Below are 16,708 nucleotides of genomic sequence, written 5' to 3'. Positions count from 1 at the left end.
GGGCACGATCGCCACGCCCATGCCCGCGAGCGCCGCGAGCCGCACCATCAGCATGTTGTTGACCGCGTAAGCCGGTTGTAGCGTGACCGGCTGCGCGCGCTCGCCGGCCTGCGCGAAGCGCCACGTCGCGCTGCGCTCCTCGGGCGGCAGCGTCACGGCCGCGTGCTGCGCGAGCGCGTCGGGCGTGCCCGGTTCGCCGTGCTCCGCGAGCCACGCGGGCGACGCGCAGGGCACGAACGAAGTCGTGCCGAGCGAGCGCTCGACGAGTTCGCCGTTGCCCTCGCCACTTTCCGTCGACGCCGCCACGATGCCCACGTCGAAGCCATCTTCAGCCAGATCCACGGGCCGCTCGGCGAGCGTGAGGCGCACGTGCACGCGCGGATAACGCCGCCGGTAACCGTCGATCAACGGCGTGAGCGTGGCGAGCGACAGCGCGCCCGCAGCCACCACGCGCAGCGTGCCGCTCGGTTCCCGCTCGGTATGCGCGAGCGTGTGTTCGAGGTGATCGAGTTCCTCCAGCACGCTGCGGCAGCCTTCGAGATAGCGCTGACCTGCTTCGGTAAGCGAAAGATTACGCGTGGTGCGGTTGATGAGCCGCGTGTGCAGATGCGCTTCGAGCATCGCGACCGAACGGGTGACGAGCGCGTTCGAAACGTCGAGGTGCTGCGCGGCGCGGCGAAAGCTCTGTGATTCCGCAACCCTGACGAAGACGCGCATGGCGTGTATCTGGTTCATGGAAATTCGCCTCGCATGCTGAATGCATTTACCGGTTAAGGGGCGTGCGCTCGAACAGAACGGCCGAGCGCGAATGAAGCGGGCTGTCGGCTCCTCGCGAATACGACTTTGAATGAAAATCATATTGACAGTCCCGTGAAATTACAATATCTATCTCAAAAAGCAGTGTCGTTTCATCGTTGTAAAAGATTCAAAACGCTGCTGGCATGGGTATTGAATGAGGCGGGAATATGGCAGGTTCGCCGCAGTCGTATTTGAATTTGAATTACGATCATGCGGCGTTGATCCAGCGGATAGCGGTTTTCCGGGTCTTGTACAAAGCTTGCGAGGAATCGATGTCTGTGCTGATTGCGGATATTTCCGGGCAAAAAACGTTTGTTGTCAATGCATTGCGGGCAATGGGTTTTATGTCGGTTCACAGCCTTTACATAAATAGCGAATAAAAGCGGTTTTCCGGATTTATTGCGCGTCGTGCAAATATGCGATGTGCCCGGAAATAGATGCGTACATGCCATGAGCATGTCTTTTTATGCGCGTTTGGGCAAAAAGAACGTAAATCGGCAGACCAGACATGATCGTCGAATTGCTGAAGTCGCAACCCGAGATTGCCCTGTTTACGAGTCTCGCACTCGGTTATTTGATTGGTTCGATTCGATTCGGGCCGATTTCGCTTGGCGGCGTGTGCGGCACGCTGATCGTGGCGCTCGTGCTCGGTCAGACCGGCGCGCGTATCGCGCCCGATCTCAAGAACATCGCCTTCGCGCTGTTCATCTTCGCGCTCGGCTTCACAGGCGGCCCGCAGTTCTTCGCCAACATCGGCAAGGGCTGGCGTTACGGGCTGCTTTCGATCGTCGAGATCGTCTCGGTGATGACGCTCGTCATGATTGCAGTCGTCCTGATGAAGCTCGACGCGGGCACCGCCGCGGGCTTGCTGGCGGGCGCGGCGACCGAGTCGGCGGTGATCGGCACGGCCTCCGAGGCGATCGCGCGGCTCGGCATCAGCCCGCAGGCGGTCGGCACGCTGCAGGCGCACATCGTGACCGCGTATAGCGTGAGCTACCTGTTCGGCCTGATCACCATCGTGCTGTTCACGAGCCAGGTTGCGCCGCTGATCCTGCGCGTGAATCTGCGCGACGAGGCCGCGCGTCTCTTTCGCAAGCTCGGCGGCGACGGCGTGCTCGACGATGGTCAGCGTCTCGCGCTGCCGCCGCTGGTGGGCCGCGCATTCGTGGCCGGTCCGGCCGCCGGCATTCAGGTCGCCCAGTTCGAGGCGCGCTACGGCAACAACATCACGATCGAGCGCGTGCTGCGCGAACAGCGCCAGATCGACGCGGACGGGCAGCTCGTGCTGCAGGCGGGCGACGTGGTCTTCATCGCGGGGCGCCGCGAAAGCATGGTCGACGCGTCCGCCAGTCTCGGCGAGGAAGTGTCGGGCGAAGGCTTCACGAAGCTGCTCGCGCAGCGCGTGGACGTGATGCTCACGCGCCGCGACGCCGACGGCCTCACGCTCGCGCAGATGCGCGAACGCGCCTCGGCGGAAGCGGGCCGCGGCATCTACGTGAGCGCGATCACGCGGCTCGACACCACGGTGCCCGCGCTGCCCGGCACGGTGGTCCGGCGCGGCGACGTGCTCACGCTGCTCGGCGCGCCCAGCGACGTCAAACGCGGGGCGCAGCGCCTCGGCTACGTGATCCAGCAGACCACCAAGACCGACTTCGTCTATCTCGGGCTCGGCGTGCTCGTCGGCATGCTGATCGGCCGCTTCGGGCTGAAGGTGGGCGGCGTCTCGCTGGTGCTCGGCACCGGCGGCGGCTGTCTGCTCTCGGGCCTGCTGTTCGGCTGGGCGCGCTCGCACTTTCCCGTGGTCGGCTCGCTGCCTTCGGCGGCCGCCCAGGTGCTCAAGGACTTCGGCCTCGCGACCTTCATCGCCGCCGTGGGTCTGTCCGCCGGTCCGGACGCCATCAAGCTCGTGCGCGAGTACGGCCTCGCGCTGCCGCTCGCCGGCATCCTGATGGTGCTGATTCCGGGCCTCCTTTCACTCTGGATCGGGCGCATGTTTCTCAAGCTCGAAGCGCCGATGCTGCTCGGCGCGATTGCAGGGCAGCAGTGCAGCACGCCGGCGATCAGTGCGCTCGTGGGCGTCACCGGCAATTCCACTCCCGTGATCGGTTACACGATCACCTATGCGTTGTCGAACATCCTGTTGCCGTTGATGGGGCCCGTGGTGGTCGGGCTCGCGGCGAAGTTCGGCTGACCCGCGCGGCGGCTCAGGCGTCGGGTTCGAGCGGCTTCAGGCTGTCACCTCTTTCCAAGCGAGGGCACGATGGAATGGCTACATGACATCTTTCACAAATCTCCGGAAATCGCCTTGTTTCTCTCGCTGGCCGTGGGTTACTGGATCGGCCAGATCAACTTCGGCAAGTTCCAGTTGGGCGGCGTGGGCGGGTCGCTGCTCGCGGCCGTGGTCATCAGTCAGGCGGGCGTGACCATCGACAACGGCGTGAAGTCGGTGATGTTCGCGGTGTTCATCTACGCCGTGGGCTACGACTCCGGGCCGGGCTTCTTCAACTCGCTCAACCGCAAGACCCTGCGCGAGATCGCCATGGCCGTGTTCATGGCCGTCGCGGGCCTCGTCACGGTGGTCATCTGCGCGAAGCTCTTTCACCTCAATAAGGGTCTCGCCGCGGGTCTCGCGGCGGGCGGCATGACGCAGTCGGCGATCATCGGCACGGCCGGCGACGCCATCGCGCGTCTCGGTCTGCCGGCCGATCAGGTGAAAGCGATGCAGGCCGACGTGGCGATCGGCTATGCCGTGACCTACGTGTTCGGTTCGCTCGGCGCGATCATCGTCTGCGTGAACATCCTGCCGAAGTTCATGGGCCGCAGTCTCAAGGACGCGTCGATGGACGCCGAGCGCGAAATGGCGGGCGGCTCGGCGGCGAGCGGGCCGGGCCAGATCACGGCGCTGCCCGAACTGTTCGGCCGCGTGTTCCGCGTGGAGGCGGGCGCGGGCCAGACCGTCAAGCAGCTCGAAGCGGCGGAGAAGGATCTCGTCGCGATCGAGAAGATCCGGCGCGCGGGCAAAGTGCTCGATTCGACGCCCGACTTCGTGCTGAGCCGCGACGACGTCGTGCTCGTGGTCGGCCGCCGCGAGCAGATGGTCGAAGTGGGCGCGCTGATCGGGCCCGAAGTGCCGGATTCGGGCGGCATGAGCCTCGTGATGCAGACGCGCCAGCTCGTCTTCACAAAGAAGGGCATGAATCACACGACGATCGCGGAAGTGCGCAAGAACGTCGATCACGACATGCGCCACGGCGTCTACATCGAGAAGATCGAGCGCGCGGGCCAGCCCGTGCCGGTGCTGCCGCAGACGCAACTCGAACACGGCGACGTCATCACGATCTACGGCACGGCCACCGACACCAAACGCGCCGTGCAGGAAGCCGGTTACGAGCTCGCGTACAGCAACAAGACCGACTTCATCTACATGGGCGTCGGCCTCGTGCTCGGCTTGCTGATCGGCCTGATCGTGGTGAACGTGGCGGGCATTCCGCTCACGCTCGGCTCGGGCGGCGGCTGCCTGCTCGCGGGTCTGCTGTTCGGCTGGATGCGCGGCAAGCATCCGATGTACGGCGTGATGCCGCCCGCGGCCTCGCAACTGCTCAAGGACTTCGGGCTCGCGGCGTTCGTCGCCGTGGTCGGTCTGAACTCCGGCCTGCAGGCGGTGGTGACGGTCAAGCAGAGCGGCATCACGATCTTCCTGCTCGGCGTGGTGGTGACCATCGTGCCGCTGATTCTCACCATGCTGTTTGGCCGCTACGTGCTGAAGTACAACAACGCGGCGATTCTCGCGGGCGCGCTGTCGGGCTCGCGCAGTGCGAACCCGGCGTTCGGCGGCATTCTCGACAAGGCCGAGAGCGCGGTGCCGACGGTGCCGTTCGCCATCACTTACGCGATCGCCAACGTGCTGCTCACGCTGCTCGGGCCGCTCGTGGTCGGTCTCGCATGACATGAAGCCAAAGCGGGCCGCGCGGGGAGCGCAGGCCCGTCCTCGATGATCTGTCGAAACGCGTGCCGCGTTCGACGCAACGACGGCGCTCACCCGCACGGTGAGCACAACGAACGAAGCGGCGCGCATTACGTCTTCCAATGGAGAGCACCATGGCAAAAGGTAAAGGCAACGATACGAAGGAAAAGGCGGGTCTCGACGCACTGAGCCCGTTCGAGCTCAAGGACGAACTGATCAAGGCGGCCGGCGGCGGCGCGGCCGAACGTCCGGCCAACTTCTCGATGCTCAACGCGGGTCGCGGCAACCCCAACTTCCTCGCCACCATTCCGCGCCACGGCTTCTGGCAGCTCGGTCTCTTCGCGATGCGCGAATCGGAGCGCTCGTTCTCGTACATGCCCGAAGGCGTGGGCGGCTTCCCGCAGCGCGCCGGCATCGTCGAGCGCTTCGACCAGTTCCTGCACGAAAAGCAGGGCGAGCCGGGCATCGACTTTATCGGCGGCGCGGTGTCGTATGTGCGCGACCAGCTCGGTCTTTCGGCGGGCGATTTCCTCTACGAAATGTGCGAAGGCATTCTGGCCTGTAACTATCCGGTGCCGGACCGCATGCTCAAGCTCTCGGAGCTCATCGTCGGGCAGTATCTGCGCCGCGAGATGATCGGCAAGCATCCGTTCGTGGGCGAGTTCGACGTGTTCGCGGTCGAAGGCGGCACGGCGGCGATGACGTACATCTTCAACACGATGCGCGAGAACTTCCTGATCAAGGCGGGCGATACCATCGCGCTCGGCATGCCGATCTTCACGCCGTACATCGAGATTCCCGAGCTCAACGACTATCAGCTCAACGTCGTGCATCTCGATGCGACCGTCGAGAACAACTGGCAGTACTCGAAGAAGGAACTCGACAAGCTGCGCGATCCGAAGGTCAAGGCCTTCTTCCTCGTGAATCCGAGCAATCCGCCGTCGGTGAAGATCGACGACGAAAGCCTCGAATACATCGCCGAGATCATCAAGGAACGCCCGGACCTGATCCTGCTGACCGACGACGTGTACGGCACCTTCGCCGATAACTTCGTTTCGCTGTTCGCGCTCGCGCCGAAGAACACGATTCTCGTGTACTCGTATTCGAAGTATTTCGGCGCGACCGGCTGGCGTCTGGGCGCGATCGCGACGCATCGCGACAACGTGCTCGACGCTACGCTCGCGAAGCTGCCGAAGGACGAGAAGAAGATCCTGCACAAGCGCTACGAGTCGATCACGACGGAGCCGGACAAGCTCAAGTTCATCGACCGTCTGGTGGCCGACAGCCGCACCGTCGCGCTCAATCACACGGCCGGTCTGTCGACGCCGCAGCAGGTGCAGATGGTGCTGTTCTCGCTGTTCTCGCTGATGGATACGCCCGACGCGTACAAGAACGCGCTCAAGCGCCTGATCCGCAGCCGCAAGCGCGCGCTGTTCGAGGAGATGGGCATCGCCTACGACGAGAGCGATCCGAACCAGGTCGATTACTACACGATTCTCGACATGGAGTATCTCGGCGAGAAGCTGTTCGGGCGCGACTTCGTCGAGTGGCTGCTCAAGCAGGTCCAGCCCAACGAACTGCTGTTCCGTCTCGCGAGCGAAGCGCGCGTCGTGCTGCTGCCGGGCAAGGGCTTCGGCACGCCGCATCCGTCGGGCCGCGTGTCGCTCGCGAACCTCAACGAGTCGGATTACCGCAAGATCGGCCGTGCGGTGCGCAAGCTCACCGAGGAGTACGTGCAGCGCTACAACGAAGCCACGGGCAAGAAGCTCGCGACCGATACGGTGCAGAAGAAGTAAGGCATCGATATCGGCTGCGATGAAAAAAACCGCCCGCAGCGCGAAGCGCGCTGCGGGCGGTTTTTCTATTGGGTGCGGTGAAGCCGCGCGTGTGTCGGAAACTCAGTCGGCGCGTTGTGCGGCGCTCGCGGTGGCTTTCGCTTCGGCCGCCGCCTTCACGCTCTTGCGATGCAGCGAGACCGACAGCGCCACGGCCGCCGCCGACGCAATCGCCGCGAACAGATACACCGAGCCATAGCCGAACAGATTCGCCACATAGCCCGCGAGCGGGCCGGTGATGCCGAGCGACAGATCGAGGAACACCGAGTACGCCGAGAGCGCCGCGCCGCGGCTCGCCGCCGGCACGAGGCCCACCGCCTCGACGCCCAGCGCCGGGAACACGAGCGCGAAGCCGAAGCCCGTCAGCGCCGCGCCCGCGAGGGCGAAATGCGGCGTCGGCGCGAGCCACAGCAGCAGCAGGCCGGCGCACTCGCACGAGAACGACGCGATGGCCACGCGGAAGCCGCCGAAGGTCTTGATGGTGTTGGCGAACAGCAGGCGCGCGCCGATGAACATCAGGCCGAACAGCGTCAGCGAGAACGCGGCGTTGTCCCAGTGGCGCGCCGCGTAGAACAGCGTGATGAAGGTGGCGATCGAGCCGAAACCCGCCGAGCCGAGCGCGAGCCCGAGGCCGTGCGGCAGCACGCGCGTGAACACGCTGCGGTACGACATGCGTTCGCCGTGCACGACCGGCACCGGCGCGATCGGGCGCGCGAGCCAGAAGCCGAGCGCGGCCAGTGCGATCACGGAGACGCCGAGCGTCCAGTAGCCGACGAAATGCACCATCTCCACGCCGAGCGGCGCGCCCAGCGCGAGCGCGCCGTAGGTGGCGATGCCGTTCCACGAAATCACCTTGGCGTTGTGCGAGGTGCCCACGCGGCCGATGCCCCAGAGGATCGCGCCCGTGCCGCACAGGCTTTCGCCGCAGCCGAGCAGCAGGCGGCTCACCACCAGCAGCGTCAGCGAGAGGCCGGGCCAGTGATCGACGAGCGTGCCGAGCAGCAGCAGCACGCCGCTCGCGCCGCAGATCAGCAGGCCGATCGACACGGTTTTCTTCGGACCGAGCGTGTCCGCCGAGCGGCCGGCGAGGGCGCGCGAGCAGAGCGTCGCGATGTATTGCACGCTGATCGCCGCGCCCGCCACCACGGTGCTGAAACCGAGGTCGTTGTGCACGTAGCCTGGCAGCACGGCAAGCGGAATGCCGATCGTCAGGTAGCAGAGGAAGGTGAAAAAGACGACCGGAATGATCTGCAGGGTCGTCGATGCGGCGGAGCGCGGGGGCGCCAAATCAGCGGACATGGGGAAAACGCGGATGGAAAACGGCGGGAAAGACGCGATTGTCCCATGGAACCGGTTCTTATGCAGATGTTGAAAAAACGTTTCGGTGAGCGGAACAACACGTTTTCCCACGTGTTTCGCTGCTTAAACGTTCTGTCATCTGCGTGGGCGGAAATGGGCGAGGTTGCGCGACGTTGGCGCGATTTGGCGAACCCGGACGCCGCGCGGCCGCAGCGTCGGGCAGAAAGCCGAGCGTAAGCCTCGGGATGAGGCATCGGCGGCGAGATTTCGGTGTCCTGTTCGCGCGAATCGTGCGGGAAATAACGCGATCAGGACTCGTCGACATAAGCGCGCCATGCGCGGGCGAGCGCGATTTATCGTCCCAACGATATATCCCCCATGCACCTGCGCCTATGGGATCGCAATATTGGTGGTGATAGTTTTCGAATCGTCCACTGTTGCGTGGCGGGCTGGAGACGCTCGCCGCGCACACGCATACCACGACGAGCCAGAAACCATGAATCAGCCGATCCGCTTCTATCACCGCAACGCGATCCGCGAAGTCAGCGACGCGGGCGTGACCCGCACCGTCCTTCAATACCTGCGCGAAGACGCGCGCTGCACCGGCACCAAGGAAGGCTGCGCCGAAGGCGATTGCGGCGCGTGCACGGTCGTCGTCGGCGAGCGCACCGCCGAGGGCGGCGTGAGCTTCAAGGCCGTCAACGCCTGCATCCAGTTCCTGCCGACGCTCGACGGCAAGGCGCTCTTCACGGTCGAAGACCTGCGCCAGCCCGACGGCTCGCTGCATCCCGTGCAGCAGGCGATGGTCGATTGCCACGGTTCGCAGTGCGGTTTCTGTACGCCCGGTTTCGTCATGTCGATGTGGTCGCTCTACGAGAAGCACAGCCACGAGCACAGCCACGAGCACGGTCACGAGCACGCGGCGCAAGGCTGCGCGGGCAAGGCGTCGTGCAGCGTGCCGTCGCGCGACGAGATCGCCAACGCGCTCACCGGCAATCTGTGCCGCTGCACGGGCTATCGGCCGATCCTCGACGCCGCCGAGCAGATGTTCAAGCTCGACGCGCCCAAGGCGCCCGTCGACGTGAAGGCGATCGCGGCCTCGCTCGCGACGATCGAGCGCGGCGAGACCTTCCACTATGAGCACCGCGGCCAGCAGTTCGACGCGCCGCGCACCGTCGACGCGCTCGCCGCGATCAAGGCCGCGCGCCCGAACACGCGCATTCTCGCGGGCAGCACCGACATCGGCCTGTGGGTCACGAAGCAGATGCGCGATCTCGGCGACATCGTCTACGTGGGGCAGGTCGAGGCGATGCGCGCGATCGACGTGGACGAGCAATGGATACGCATCGGCGCGGGCGTGACGGTCGAGCGCGCGTACGCCGAACTCGCGAAGCACTATCCCGAACTCGAAGAGATGTGGCTGCGTTTCGCCTCGCTGCCGATCCGCAACGCGGGCACGCTCGGCGGCAACGTGGCGAACGGCTCGCCGATCGGCGACTCGATGCCGGGCCTGATCGCGCTGGGCGCGCGCGTGGTGCTGCGCGGCGGCGAAGTCGAGCGCGAACTGGCGCTCGAAGACCTCTATCTCGCGTACCAGAAGAAGGACATGGCCGAGCACGAATTCGTGCTCGCGCTCAAGGTGCCGACGCGCAGCGGCGCGCGCGCGAATCTGAAATTCCGCACCTACAAGGTCTCGAAGCGTTTCGACTCCGATATCTCGGCCGTGTGCGCCGCGTTCTCTTATCTCGCCGATGGCGAGCATGGCGAGACGATCCGCGAGCCGCGCATCGCGTTCGGCGGCATGGCTGCAACACCGAAGCGCGCGAGTCACGCCGAAGCCGTGCTCGCCGATGCGCAGTGGCACGAAGCCACCGTGCAGGCCGCGATGATCGCGCTCGGCAAGGACTACGCGCCGCTCTCGGACATGCGCGCGACGAGCGAGTATCGGCTCGAATCGGCGAAGAACACCTTGTATCGCTTCTGGCTGGAAACGCGTCCGCACAATCCGCTCGCGCCGCAGGCGCTGAACGTGCGCGCGGTGGCGGCGGAAAGTGCGGACAGCATCGAAAGCAGCGCGGTTTGACCGGACAGGAAACGGGAAAAAAGCGGAACATCATACGGAGAACGACATCATGAACCAGCAAGCCGAACCGTTCCTGGAAGAAGCGAAAGCGCGCGAGCCGTTCGCGCAGGTCCACGTCTCGCGGCCGCACGAATCGGCGCATCTGCATGTGAGCGGGCGCGCCACGTACACCGACGACATTCCGGTTGTCGCGGGCACGCTGCACGCGGCGCTCGGACTCTCGCAGAAGGCGCACGCGCGCATCGTCGCGATGAATCTCGCCAAGGTGCGCGCGACGCCGGGCGTCGTGGCCGTGCTCACCGCCGAGGACATTCCGGGCGTAAACGATTGCGGCCCGATCCTCCACGACGATCCGGTGCTCGCGGACGGCGTCGTGCAATACGTCGGCCAGCCGATGTTCGTCGTGGTCGCGACCTCGCACGATACGGCGCGCCTCGCCGCGCGCCGCGCCGAAATCGACTACGAAGAATTGCCGCCGATCCTCACGGCGCAGCAGGCGCGCGCCGCGCAGCAATACGTGTTGCCGCCGATGAAGCTCGCGCGCGGCGACGCGTCCACGCGCGCGGCGCGGGCCGCGCATCGTCACGAAGGCGAGATGCTGCTGGGCGGGCAGGAGCAGTTCTATCTGGAAGGGCAGATCGCCTACGCCGTGCCGAAGGACGACGACGGCATGCACGTCTGGTGCTCGACGCAGCATCCGAGCGAAATGCAGCACCTCGTCGCGCATGTGCTGGGCGTGCAGTCGCACAACGTGCTGGTGGAATGCCGGCGCATGGGCGGCGGCTTCGGCGGCAAGGAATCGCAGTCGGGCCTGTTCGCGTGCTGCGCGGCGCTCGCGGCGTGGAAGCTGCTGTGTCCCGTGAAACTGCGCCCCGATCGCGACGACGACATGATGGTGACCGGCAAGCGTCACGACTTCCACTACACGTACGAAGTGGGTTACGACGATCACGGCACCATCGAAGGCGTGAGTGTCGACATGACTTCGCGCTGCGGCTTCTCGGCGGACCTCTCCGGCCCCGTGATGACGCGCGCCGTCTGCCATTTCGACAACGCCTACTGGCTGCCCGACGTGTCGATCGCGGGCTTCTGCGGCAAGACCAACACGCAGTCGAACACCGCGTTTCGCGGCTTCGGCGGCCCGCAGGGCGCGTTCGCGATCGAGTACATCATGGACGACGTCGCGCGCTCGCTCGGCCTCGATCCGCTCGACGTCCGCAAGCGCAATCTCTACGGCAAGACGGAGAACAACGAAACGCCGTACGGCCAGACCATCGAAGACAACGTGATTCACGAGCTGATCGACGAGCTGGCGCAAACGAGCGGTTATCGCGCGCGCCGTGCGGCGGTTCGCGCGTTCAACGCGAACAACGAAGTGCTGAAAAAAGGCATCGCGATCACGCCGGTGAAGTTCGGCATCGCGTTCAACGTCACGCACTTCAATCAGGCGGGCGCGCTGGTGCACATCTACACCGACGGTTCGGTGCTCGTGAATCACGGCGGCACGGAAATGGGTCAGGGGCTGAATACCAAGGTCGCGCAGGTCGTGGCGCACGAACTCGGCATCGAGTTCGGCCGCGTGCGCGTGACGGCCACCGACACGAGCAAGGTCGCAAACACGTCCGCGACGGCGGCCTCGACGGGCAGCGATCTGAACGGCAAGGCCGCGCAGGACGCCGCGCGTCAGTTGCGCGAGCGGCTGGCGGCGCTCGCGGCCACCACCTGGGGCAAGGGCGCGGTGAACGCGGCGGACGTGCGGTTCGCGAACGACTGCGCGATCGTCGGCGACGAAGTGGTGCCGTTCGGCACGCTGGTGCAGAAGGCCTATCTCGCGCGCGTGCAACTGTGGTCCGACGGTTTCTACGCCACGCCCAAGCTCTACTGGGATCAGGCGACGCTGCGCGGGCGGCCGTTCTATTACTACTCGTACGGCGCGGCCGTGTCCGAAGTCGTGATCGACACGCTCACGGGCGAAATGCGCGTGCTGCGCGCCGACGCGCTGCACGACGTGGGCGATTCGCTGAATCCCGCGCTCGACGTGGGGCAGGTGGAAGGCGGCTTCATTCAGGGCATGGGCTGGCTCACGACCGAAGAACTCTGGTGGAAGCCGGACGGCAAGCTCATGACGCACGCGCCGTCCACGTACAAGATCCCGACCGTCAACGACACGCCGCCCGAATTCAGCGTGAAGCTCTTCAAGAACCGCAACGCGGAGGACAGCATTCACCGCTCGAAGGCCGTGGGCGAGCCGCCGCTGCTGCTGCCGTTCTCGGTGTTCTTCGCGATCCGCGACGCCGTGGCGAGCGTGGCCGATTACCGCTTCAATCCGCCGATGAACGCCCCCGCGACCGCCGAGGAAATCCTCAAGAGCGTGCGTGCGGTGCGTGCGATGGCGCGGGCCTGAGTCCGCGGATCAGCGAGGGAAACGCAACATGATCAGTCATCCGAATCATTGTGTGCGCGTGGATGCGACGGGCCGCGTCGTGATCGGCCGGCGCAGCACGCCGGTGCCGCAATACGGGCCGATGCACGTCGTGCTGTTCGGCGCGGGCCACGTGGGCCACGCGCTGGTGACGCTGCTCGGCATGCTGCCGTGCGTGGTGCAATGGGTGGACGAGCGCGACGAACTGTTCCCCGACGAAGTGCCCGCCAACGTGCAGGTCGAGGCCACCGACACGCCTGCGGCGATCGTCGACAGCGCGCCGCCGGGCGCGTACTTCATCGTCATGACGCACAATCACGCGCTCGATTTCGAGCTGTCGCTGCGCATCATGAAGCGGCGCGATTTCGCGTGGTTCGGGCTGATCGGCTCGAAAACCAAGCGTGTGAAGTTCGAGCGGCGTCTGGCCGAGCGCGGCATTGCGCGCGAGCGCATGGACGAGATCACTTGCCCAATCGGCGTGACGGGAATCGTCGACAAGGCGCCGTCGTCGATTGCGGTGGCCGTGGCCGCACAGTTGATGCAACTGCGCGTGGCGATGCCGGTCGACGTTCATCGTCACGCGCAGGAGAGCGTATTCGCGCGGGCGTAGCGTGCACACGCTTGCGGAAGCTTGAAAAAAAGCCGGACGTTGCTGTCCGGCTTTTTTGTTTTTGCGGCGTCAGATGGCGGCTTTCGAAGACGTGTCCTGCTTCGCGCGCCGCTTGCGCGCAGGCACCGTCAACGACACCGAGACGGCGTCGATCAACTCGCGCAGCCAGCCCACGTCGCTCGGGCGGTCCGGTTGCGGATGCCACATCTGATAGCAGCGGATGCGCGGAAACGCGATCGGCGGCTCGACCACCGCGAGCGGCAGCATGCCCGCGTAGTGCAGCGCGAAGCGGCGCGTGGTCGTGAAGATCAGATCCGATTGCAGCAGCACTTGCGGCACGAGGCCGAAATACGGCAGCGTCGCGACGATGTGCCGATGCGCGCGCGCCTTCGCGAATCCCAGCTCGACGGGACTCGCGTTCGCGCCGGTGTAGGGCGTGGGCGCGAGATGGCCCGCCGCCAGATAATCCTCGCGCGACAGCGGCGCGTGGGCGAGCGGATGGTCGGCGCGCATCAGGCAGACGATCTTGTCGGCGAACAGGTCGCTGCGCGCGAAACGCGGATCGGGCTTCGGCCAGTTGCCGATCACGATGTCGAGTTCGCCCGCGTCGAGCGCGGCGTGATGGTCGAGCGTCGGCGAAAGCGAGAGGATCTCCAGCCGCGCGGCGGGCGCCGCTTCGCGAAAACGCGCGATCAGCGTCGGCATGAAGAAGTCGTTGAGATAGTCGGGCGCGGCGAGGCGAAAGGTGCGCTTCGAACGCAGCGGATCGAATTCGCCGTGCGGCGTGGCGACGAAATCGACGTCGCGCAGCACGCGCTGGGCGTATTGCAGCAGCGACTCGCCGTATTCGGTCGGCACCATGCCGGCCTTGCCGCGCACGAGGATCGGGTCGCCGAGCACTTCACGCAGCCGCCGCAGCGCGGTGCTGATGGCCGGCTGCGTCTGGTTCAGGCGCAGCGCGGCCTGGGTGACGCTGCGCTCGACCAGCAGCGTGCGCAGCACGCGCACGAGCCAGATGTCGAGGGAAAGGGCAGAGTCGTCCATGGCGATGAAAGCGGGAACGCGGGGAACGCAGTGAGCGCGCACGCGCCGCGCTTCCTGCGCACGGCGTCAGGCATAACCTTAAGCCGCGGCGCGCGCGCTGGCCATAGGGCGCGCGGTATGGCGGGAATCAGCGCGGGCGGCGGACGTTGCTTATACGTCGCTCGCCCGCGCTCGTCGCAGGTTTTTCAGGCTTTTTCCGGCTTCGGCAGACCCGAAGGCAGCGCGCTGATGCGCTTGACCTCGCGCGAGTCGAGCCAGTTCGGCGTGCGCGCGCAGTAGAGCACCATCGGCAGCGCGTCTTCGCCCCAGAACAGCTGCTTGTTCATCCAGAACGTGGGCACGCCGAACACGCCCATCGAGATCGCGTCGTTGGTGTTGCGGCGCAGTTGCGCGCGCACCGCTTCTTCCTCGATCAGCGCCTCGCCGTGCGCGATGCCCACGCGCTCGCACAATTGCTCGAAGCCTTCCTCGGTCGACGGGTCGCGGCCCTCGCGCCAGATGAAGCGGAAGATCTCGCGCACGCAGGCGAAGTCGCCGCCCGCCGCGATGGCGAGCAGCATCGGCTTGACCGAGTCGAACGGATGCGCGGGCGGCATCTTGAACGGAATGCCCAGTTGTTCGGCGCGAAACAGCGCGTGACGGTACGTGAAGATGCGCTTGGCCGGAATCGATGCGCCGAGCGGCTGGCCCCAATGGCGGTGCAGGTCGGCGAGCAGGACCGGCGTCGGCGCGAAGTCGAAGCCCGGCCACTTGTCGTACTGCTCCAGCAGCAGATACGAAAACGGCGACACGAAGTCGTAGAACCAGGCTGGCTGGCTGGCGTCGATGCCGCTGATCATGCTGTTCCTCCGCTATGGGCGTTCATGCGGGCCGCAGCGGCGACCCGTCGTTTGAGTATCGATCGTATTCGGTGCTGCGTGCTGCAATTTCTGCGCGGGCGGGTGTCAGGCGCCGCGTGTCTCGTTCCGTGCTTCTGTGTTCGCTTCGGCGCTGGCTTCGGCGTTCGCTTCATTCGCCTCGGGCGCTTCTTCCGCTTCTTCCGCGACGCGTTCGTCCATCGCGTCGCCCGTGTCGACTTCGGCGTTCGCGGGCGCTCCGCCCATGCCGCCAAATCCGCCGAATCCGCTCAGACCGCCCGCGCCGTGCTCACCGCGCGCCGCGCCGCCGTCGCGAGCGGGCGACAGCCGCGAGCGCACGAAGCCGATGTGCTCGCGCAGCACGTAGAACTGATCCGCGTACGCGAGCGGCATCTTCATGCCGTTGACCGATTCCTCGATGGTGTCGAGCTGGCGCAGCAGCGTGCGCCGCTCGGCGGGCGAGTTGTCGGCGAGCGCGGCGCGTTCCAGTGCGATCAGCGAACCATACCAGCGGTAGATGCGCGATTTTACCCGCCAGGCGTAGAGGCCGGGCACGAGCCGCAGGCCCGGAATCAGCACGACGATGATCGGCACCAGCACCACCAGCAGGCGGTCGGCGAGGCTCGCGAGCCAGAACGGCAGCACGCGGTAAAGGAAGCCCTTGCCCGATTTGTAGTAGCGCGCGGCGTCGTCGCTGATCGGGAAGTCCTGGGCGCGCGGCGCCGGGAATTCGCCGGCGCGCTGCAGCAGCGTCGAGCGGCCGTGCACTTCCTTGGCCGCATCGACGAGCAGATCGGACAGCGCCGGATGCAGCGAGTCGCGCGCGACCAGCTCGGCCGTCGGCGCGATGAACTGCAGCGGATGCGGCGGCAGGTTGCGGCCGAAGTCGAACGCGCCCATCGGGATCGTGATCGCCGTGAGGTAGGGAAAGCGGCGCGCGTAGGCGTCGGCCTGGGTGAAGTCGAAGAAGCGCACGCCCGGCATGCGCATCAGGCGGCCCATGACGGGCGGCTGCGCGGAGTCGCCGGTCAGGAAGGCCGCGTCGATCTTGCCTTCGACGAGCGCGCGGGCGGCGTCGTCGCCGGAGAGCGGCAGCAGTTGCGTCTTGCCGCCGGGCACGATGCCGTTGGCCTTGAGCAGCGTCAGCGCGAGTTCGCGCGTGCCGCTGCCTTCCGCGCCGATGGCGAGCCGCTCGCCTTCGAACTGCGACAGCCGCGTGACGGGCGGCCCGTGATAGAACACCGCGAGCGGCACGTAGGCGACGCTGCCGAGCGAGACGAGCCGGTCGGGCACCTTGCTGGCGAGGCCGTCCTGCACGAAGGCGACGTCGACGTGCGAATCCGGATCGGCGAGCCGCTGCAGGTTCTGCGCCGAGCCTTCCGATTCCAGCACGTTCAGCGTGATGCGGTTGCGCGCGAGGATCGCCTTGTACTTCTGCGCGGCGTTCCAGAACGTGCTGCCCTTGGGACCGGCGCTCATGGTGAGCGTGCTGGGCGGCGCGGGCTGGATCAGGCGCACGGCGAGCCAGATGGCGGCCACGCTCACGAGCAGGATGGGACCGAAGGAGACGGCCAGGTCGCGCCACGAAATCGCCACGAAACGCGCGACGAGACGGGGAGGAGGTTTGCGGCCGGTGGGGGACTTCATCGGGGAAAGGCGGGCCTCGGAGGTTCGTGGGGCGGGCGATGCGCGCCGGGTAGTTGGACGCGTGCGGATGCGTGCAGATGCGGCGTCGGGCCGGTCGGCGCGCGGGGTGCTCAGTGCGCCCGCTGCGCGCGGTGCGCCCGCTGCGCGCG

General features: G+C 66.1%; 12 protein-coding genes. 7 read left to right on the top strand and 5 right to left on the bottom strand.

All coding sequences use genetic code 11. The features are described 5' to 3' along the window. Positions 1–735: LysR family transcriptional regulator (locus tag G3N97_RS26970; RefSeq protein ID WP_205996090.1), on the bottom strand; the 735-nt coding region annotated here is incomplete at its 3' end. Between the two features lie 230 nt (positions 736–965). On the opposite strand from G3N97_RS26970, the gene G3N97_RS26965 reads away from it, so the two are divergent. The 4 genes from G3N97_RS26965 to G3N97_RS26950 all read left to right on the top strand — a co-directional run bounded on the left by G3N97_RS26965 (position 966) and on the right by G3N97_RS26950 (position 6,558). After that, on the top strand, positions 966–1,178 hold the full coding sequence (locus G3N97_RS26965; RefSeq protein WP_205996089.1) for a hypothetical protein: 213 nt from the start codon (positions 966–968) through the stop codon (positions 1,176–1,178). A 128-nt stretch (positions 1,179–1,306) separates the two neighbouring features. Further along, a complete protein-coding gene (gene aspT / locus G3N97_RS26960; RefSeq protein WP_205996088.1) occupies positions 1,307–2,989 on the top strand; it encodes an aspartate-alanine antiporter in 1,683 nt (560 codons plus the stop codon). 69 nt (positions 2,990–3,058) lie between these two features. Further along, positions 3,059–4,744 carry an aspartate-alanine antiporter gene (gene aspT / locus G3N97_RS26955; RefSeq protein ID WP_205996087.1) on the top strand — a complete coding sequence of 562 codons (1,686 nt, stop codon included), beginning with the start codon at positions 3,059–3,061 and terminating at the stop codon, positions 4,742–4,744. A 152-nt stretch (positions 4,745–4,896) separates the two neighbouring features. Continuing rightward, entirely contained in the window at positions 4,897–6,558 is a 1,662-nt protein-coding gene (locus G3N97_RS26950) for a bifunctional aspartate transaminase/aspartate 4-decarboxylase (protein WP_205996086.1), read from the top strand. A gap of 102 nt (positions 6,559–6,660) precedes the next feature. On the opposite strand, the gene G3N97_RS26945 is transcribed toward G3N97_RS26950, so the two are convergent. Further along, positions 6,661–7,896: an MFS transporter gene (locus tag G3N97_RS26945; RefSeq protein ID WP_205996085.1), complete on the bottom strand. Its 1,236-nt coding sequence runs from the start codon at positions 7,894–7,896 to the stop codon at positions 6,661–6,663. A 496-nt stretch (positions 7,897–8,392) separates the two neighbouring features. Here G3N97_RS26945 and xdhA point away from each other — a divergent pair, with 496 nt between their 5' ends. The 3 genes from xdhA to xdhC are packed head-to-tail and all read left to right on the top strand — an operon-like array spanning position 8,393 to position 13,011. After that, the gene (xdhA, locus tag G3N97_RS26940; RefSeq protein ID WP_205996084.1) at positions 8,393–9,979 is read left to right on the top strand and encodes a xanthine dehydrogenase small subunit; all 1,587 of its coding nucleotides are present in this window, start codon (positions 8,393–8,395) and stop codon (positions 9,977–9,979) included. A gap of 49 nt (positions 9,980–10,028) precedes the next feature. Continuing rightward, positions 10,029–12,383, top strand: a complete 2,355-nt coding sequence (xdhB, locus tag G3N97_RS26935) for a xanthine dehydrogenase molybdopterin binding subunit (RefSeq protein WP_205996083.1) — start codon at positions 10,029–10,031, stop codon at positions 12,381–12,383. A gap of 28 nt (positions 12,384–12,411) precedes the next feature. Beyond that, positions 12,412–13,011, top strand: coding sequence for a xanthine dehydrogenase accessory protein XdhC (gene xdhC / locus G3N97_RS26930; protein WP_205996082.1), 600 nt, complete (start codon positions 12,412–12,414; stop codon positions 13,009–13,011). A gap of 69 nt (positions 13,012–13,080) precedes the next feature. On the opposite strand, the gene G3N97_RS26925 is transcribed toward xdhC, so the two are convergent. The 3 genes from G3N97_RS26925 to G3N97_RS26915 form a co-directional block, all read right to left on the bottom strand. Then, positions 13,081–14,055, bottom strand: a complete 975-nt coding sequence (locus G3N97_RS26925; RefSeq protein WP_205996081.1) for a LysR family transcriptional regulator — start codon at positions 14,053–14,055, stop codon at positions 13,081–13,083. Between the two features lie 185 nt (positions 14,056–14,240). After that, positions 14,241–14,894, bottom strand: a complete 654-nt coding sequence (locus G3N97_RS26920; RefSeq protein ID WP_205996080.1) for a 2-hydroxychromene-2-carboxylate isomerase — start codon at positions 14,892–14,894, stop codon at positions 14,241–14,243. A gap of 105 nt (positions 14,895–14,999) precedes the next feature. Then, complete coding sequence (locus tag G3N97_RS26915; RefSeq protein WP_205996079.1) at positions 15,000–16,559, bottom strand: TAXI family TRAP transporter solute-binding subunit; 1,560 nt, start codon at positions 16,557–16,559, stop codon at positions 15,000–15,002. Positions 16,560–16,708: the final 149 nt, after the last annotated feature.

This window comes from Paraburkholderia sp. Ac-20347 (genome assembly GCF_017104805.1).
In the GTDB taxonomy this organism is placed as follows: domain Bacteria; phylum Pseudomonadota; class Gammaproteobacteria; order Burkholderiales; family Burkholderiaceae; genus Paraburkholderia; species Paraburkholderia tropica.
Note: the sequence above shows the minus strand (reverse complement) of the source record. Positions and strands in the feature narration are given on the sequence as shown.

Bases quoted from the DNA above. Each gene is read 5' to 3' on its own strand.
- G3N97_RS26965 (WP_205996089.1), top strand. From the start codon at position 966: ATGGCAGGTTCGCCGCAGTCGTATTTGAATTTGAATTACGATCATGCG.
- aspT (WP_205996088.1), top strand. From the start codon at position 1,307: ATGATCGTCGAATTGCTGAAGTCGCAACCCGAGATTGCCCTGTTTACG.
- aspT (WP_205996087.1), top strand. From the start codon at position 3,059: ATGGAATGGCTACATGACATCTTTCACAAATCTCCGGAAATCGCCTTG.
- G3N97_RS26950 (WP_205996086.1), top strand. From the start codon at position 4,897: ATGGCAAAAGGTAAAGGCAACGATACGAAGGAAAAGGCGGGTCTCGAC.
- G3N97_RS26945 (WP_205996085.1), bottom strand. From the start codon at position 7,896: ATGTCCGCTGATTTGGCGCCCCCGCGCTCCGCCGCATCGACGACCCTG.
- xdhA (WP_205996084.1), top strand. From the start codon at position 8,393: ATGAATCAGCCGATCCGCTTCTATCACCGCAACGCGATCCGCGAAGTC.
- xdhB (WP_205996083.1), top strand. From the start codon at position 10,029: ATGAACCAGCAAGCCGAACCGTTCCTGGAAGAAGCGAAAGCGCGCGAG.
- xdhC (WP_205996082.1), top strand. From the start codon at position 12,412: ATGATCAGTCATCCGAATCATTGTGTGCGCGTGGATGCGACGGGCCGC.
- G3N97_RS26925 (WP_205996081.1), bottom strand. From the start codon at position 14,055: ATGGACGACTCTGCCCTTTCCCTCGACATCTGGCTCGTGCGCGTGCTG.
- G3N97_RS26920 (WP_205996080.1), bottom strand. From the start codon at position 14,894: ATGATCAGCGGCATCGACGCCAGCCAGCCAGCCTGGTTCTACGACTTC.
- G3N97_RS26915 (WP_205996079.1), bottom strand. From the start codon at position 16,559: ATGAAGTCCCCCACCGGCCGCAAACCTCCTCCCCGTCTCGTCGCGCGT.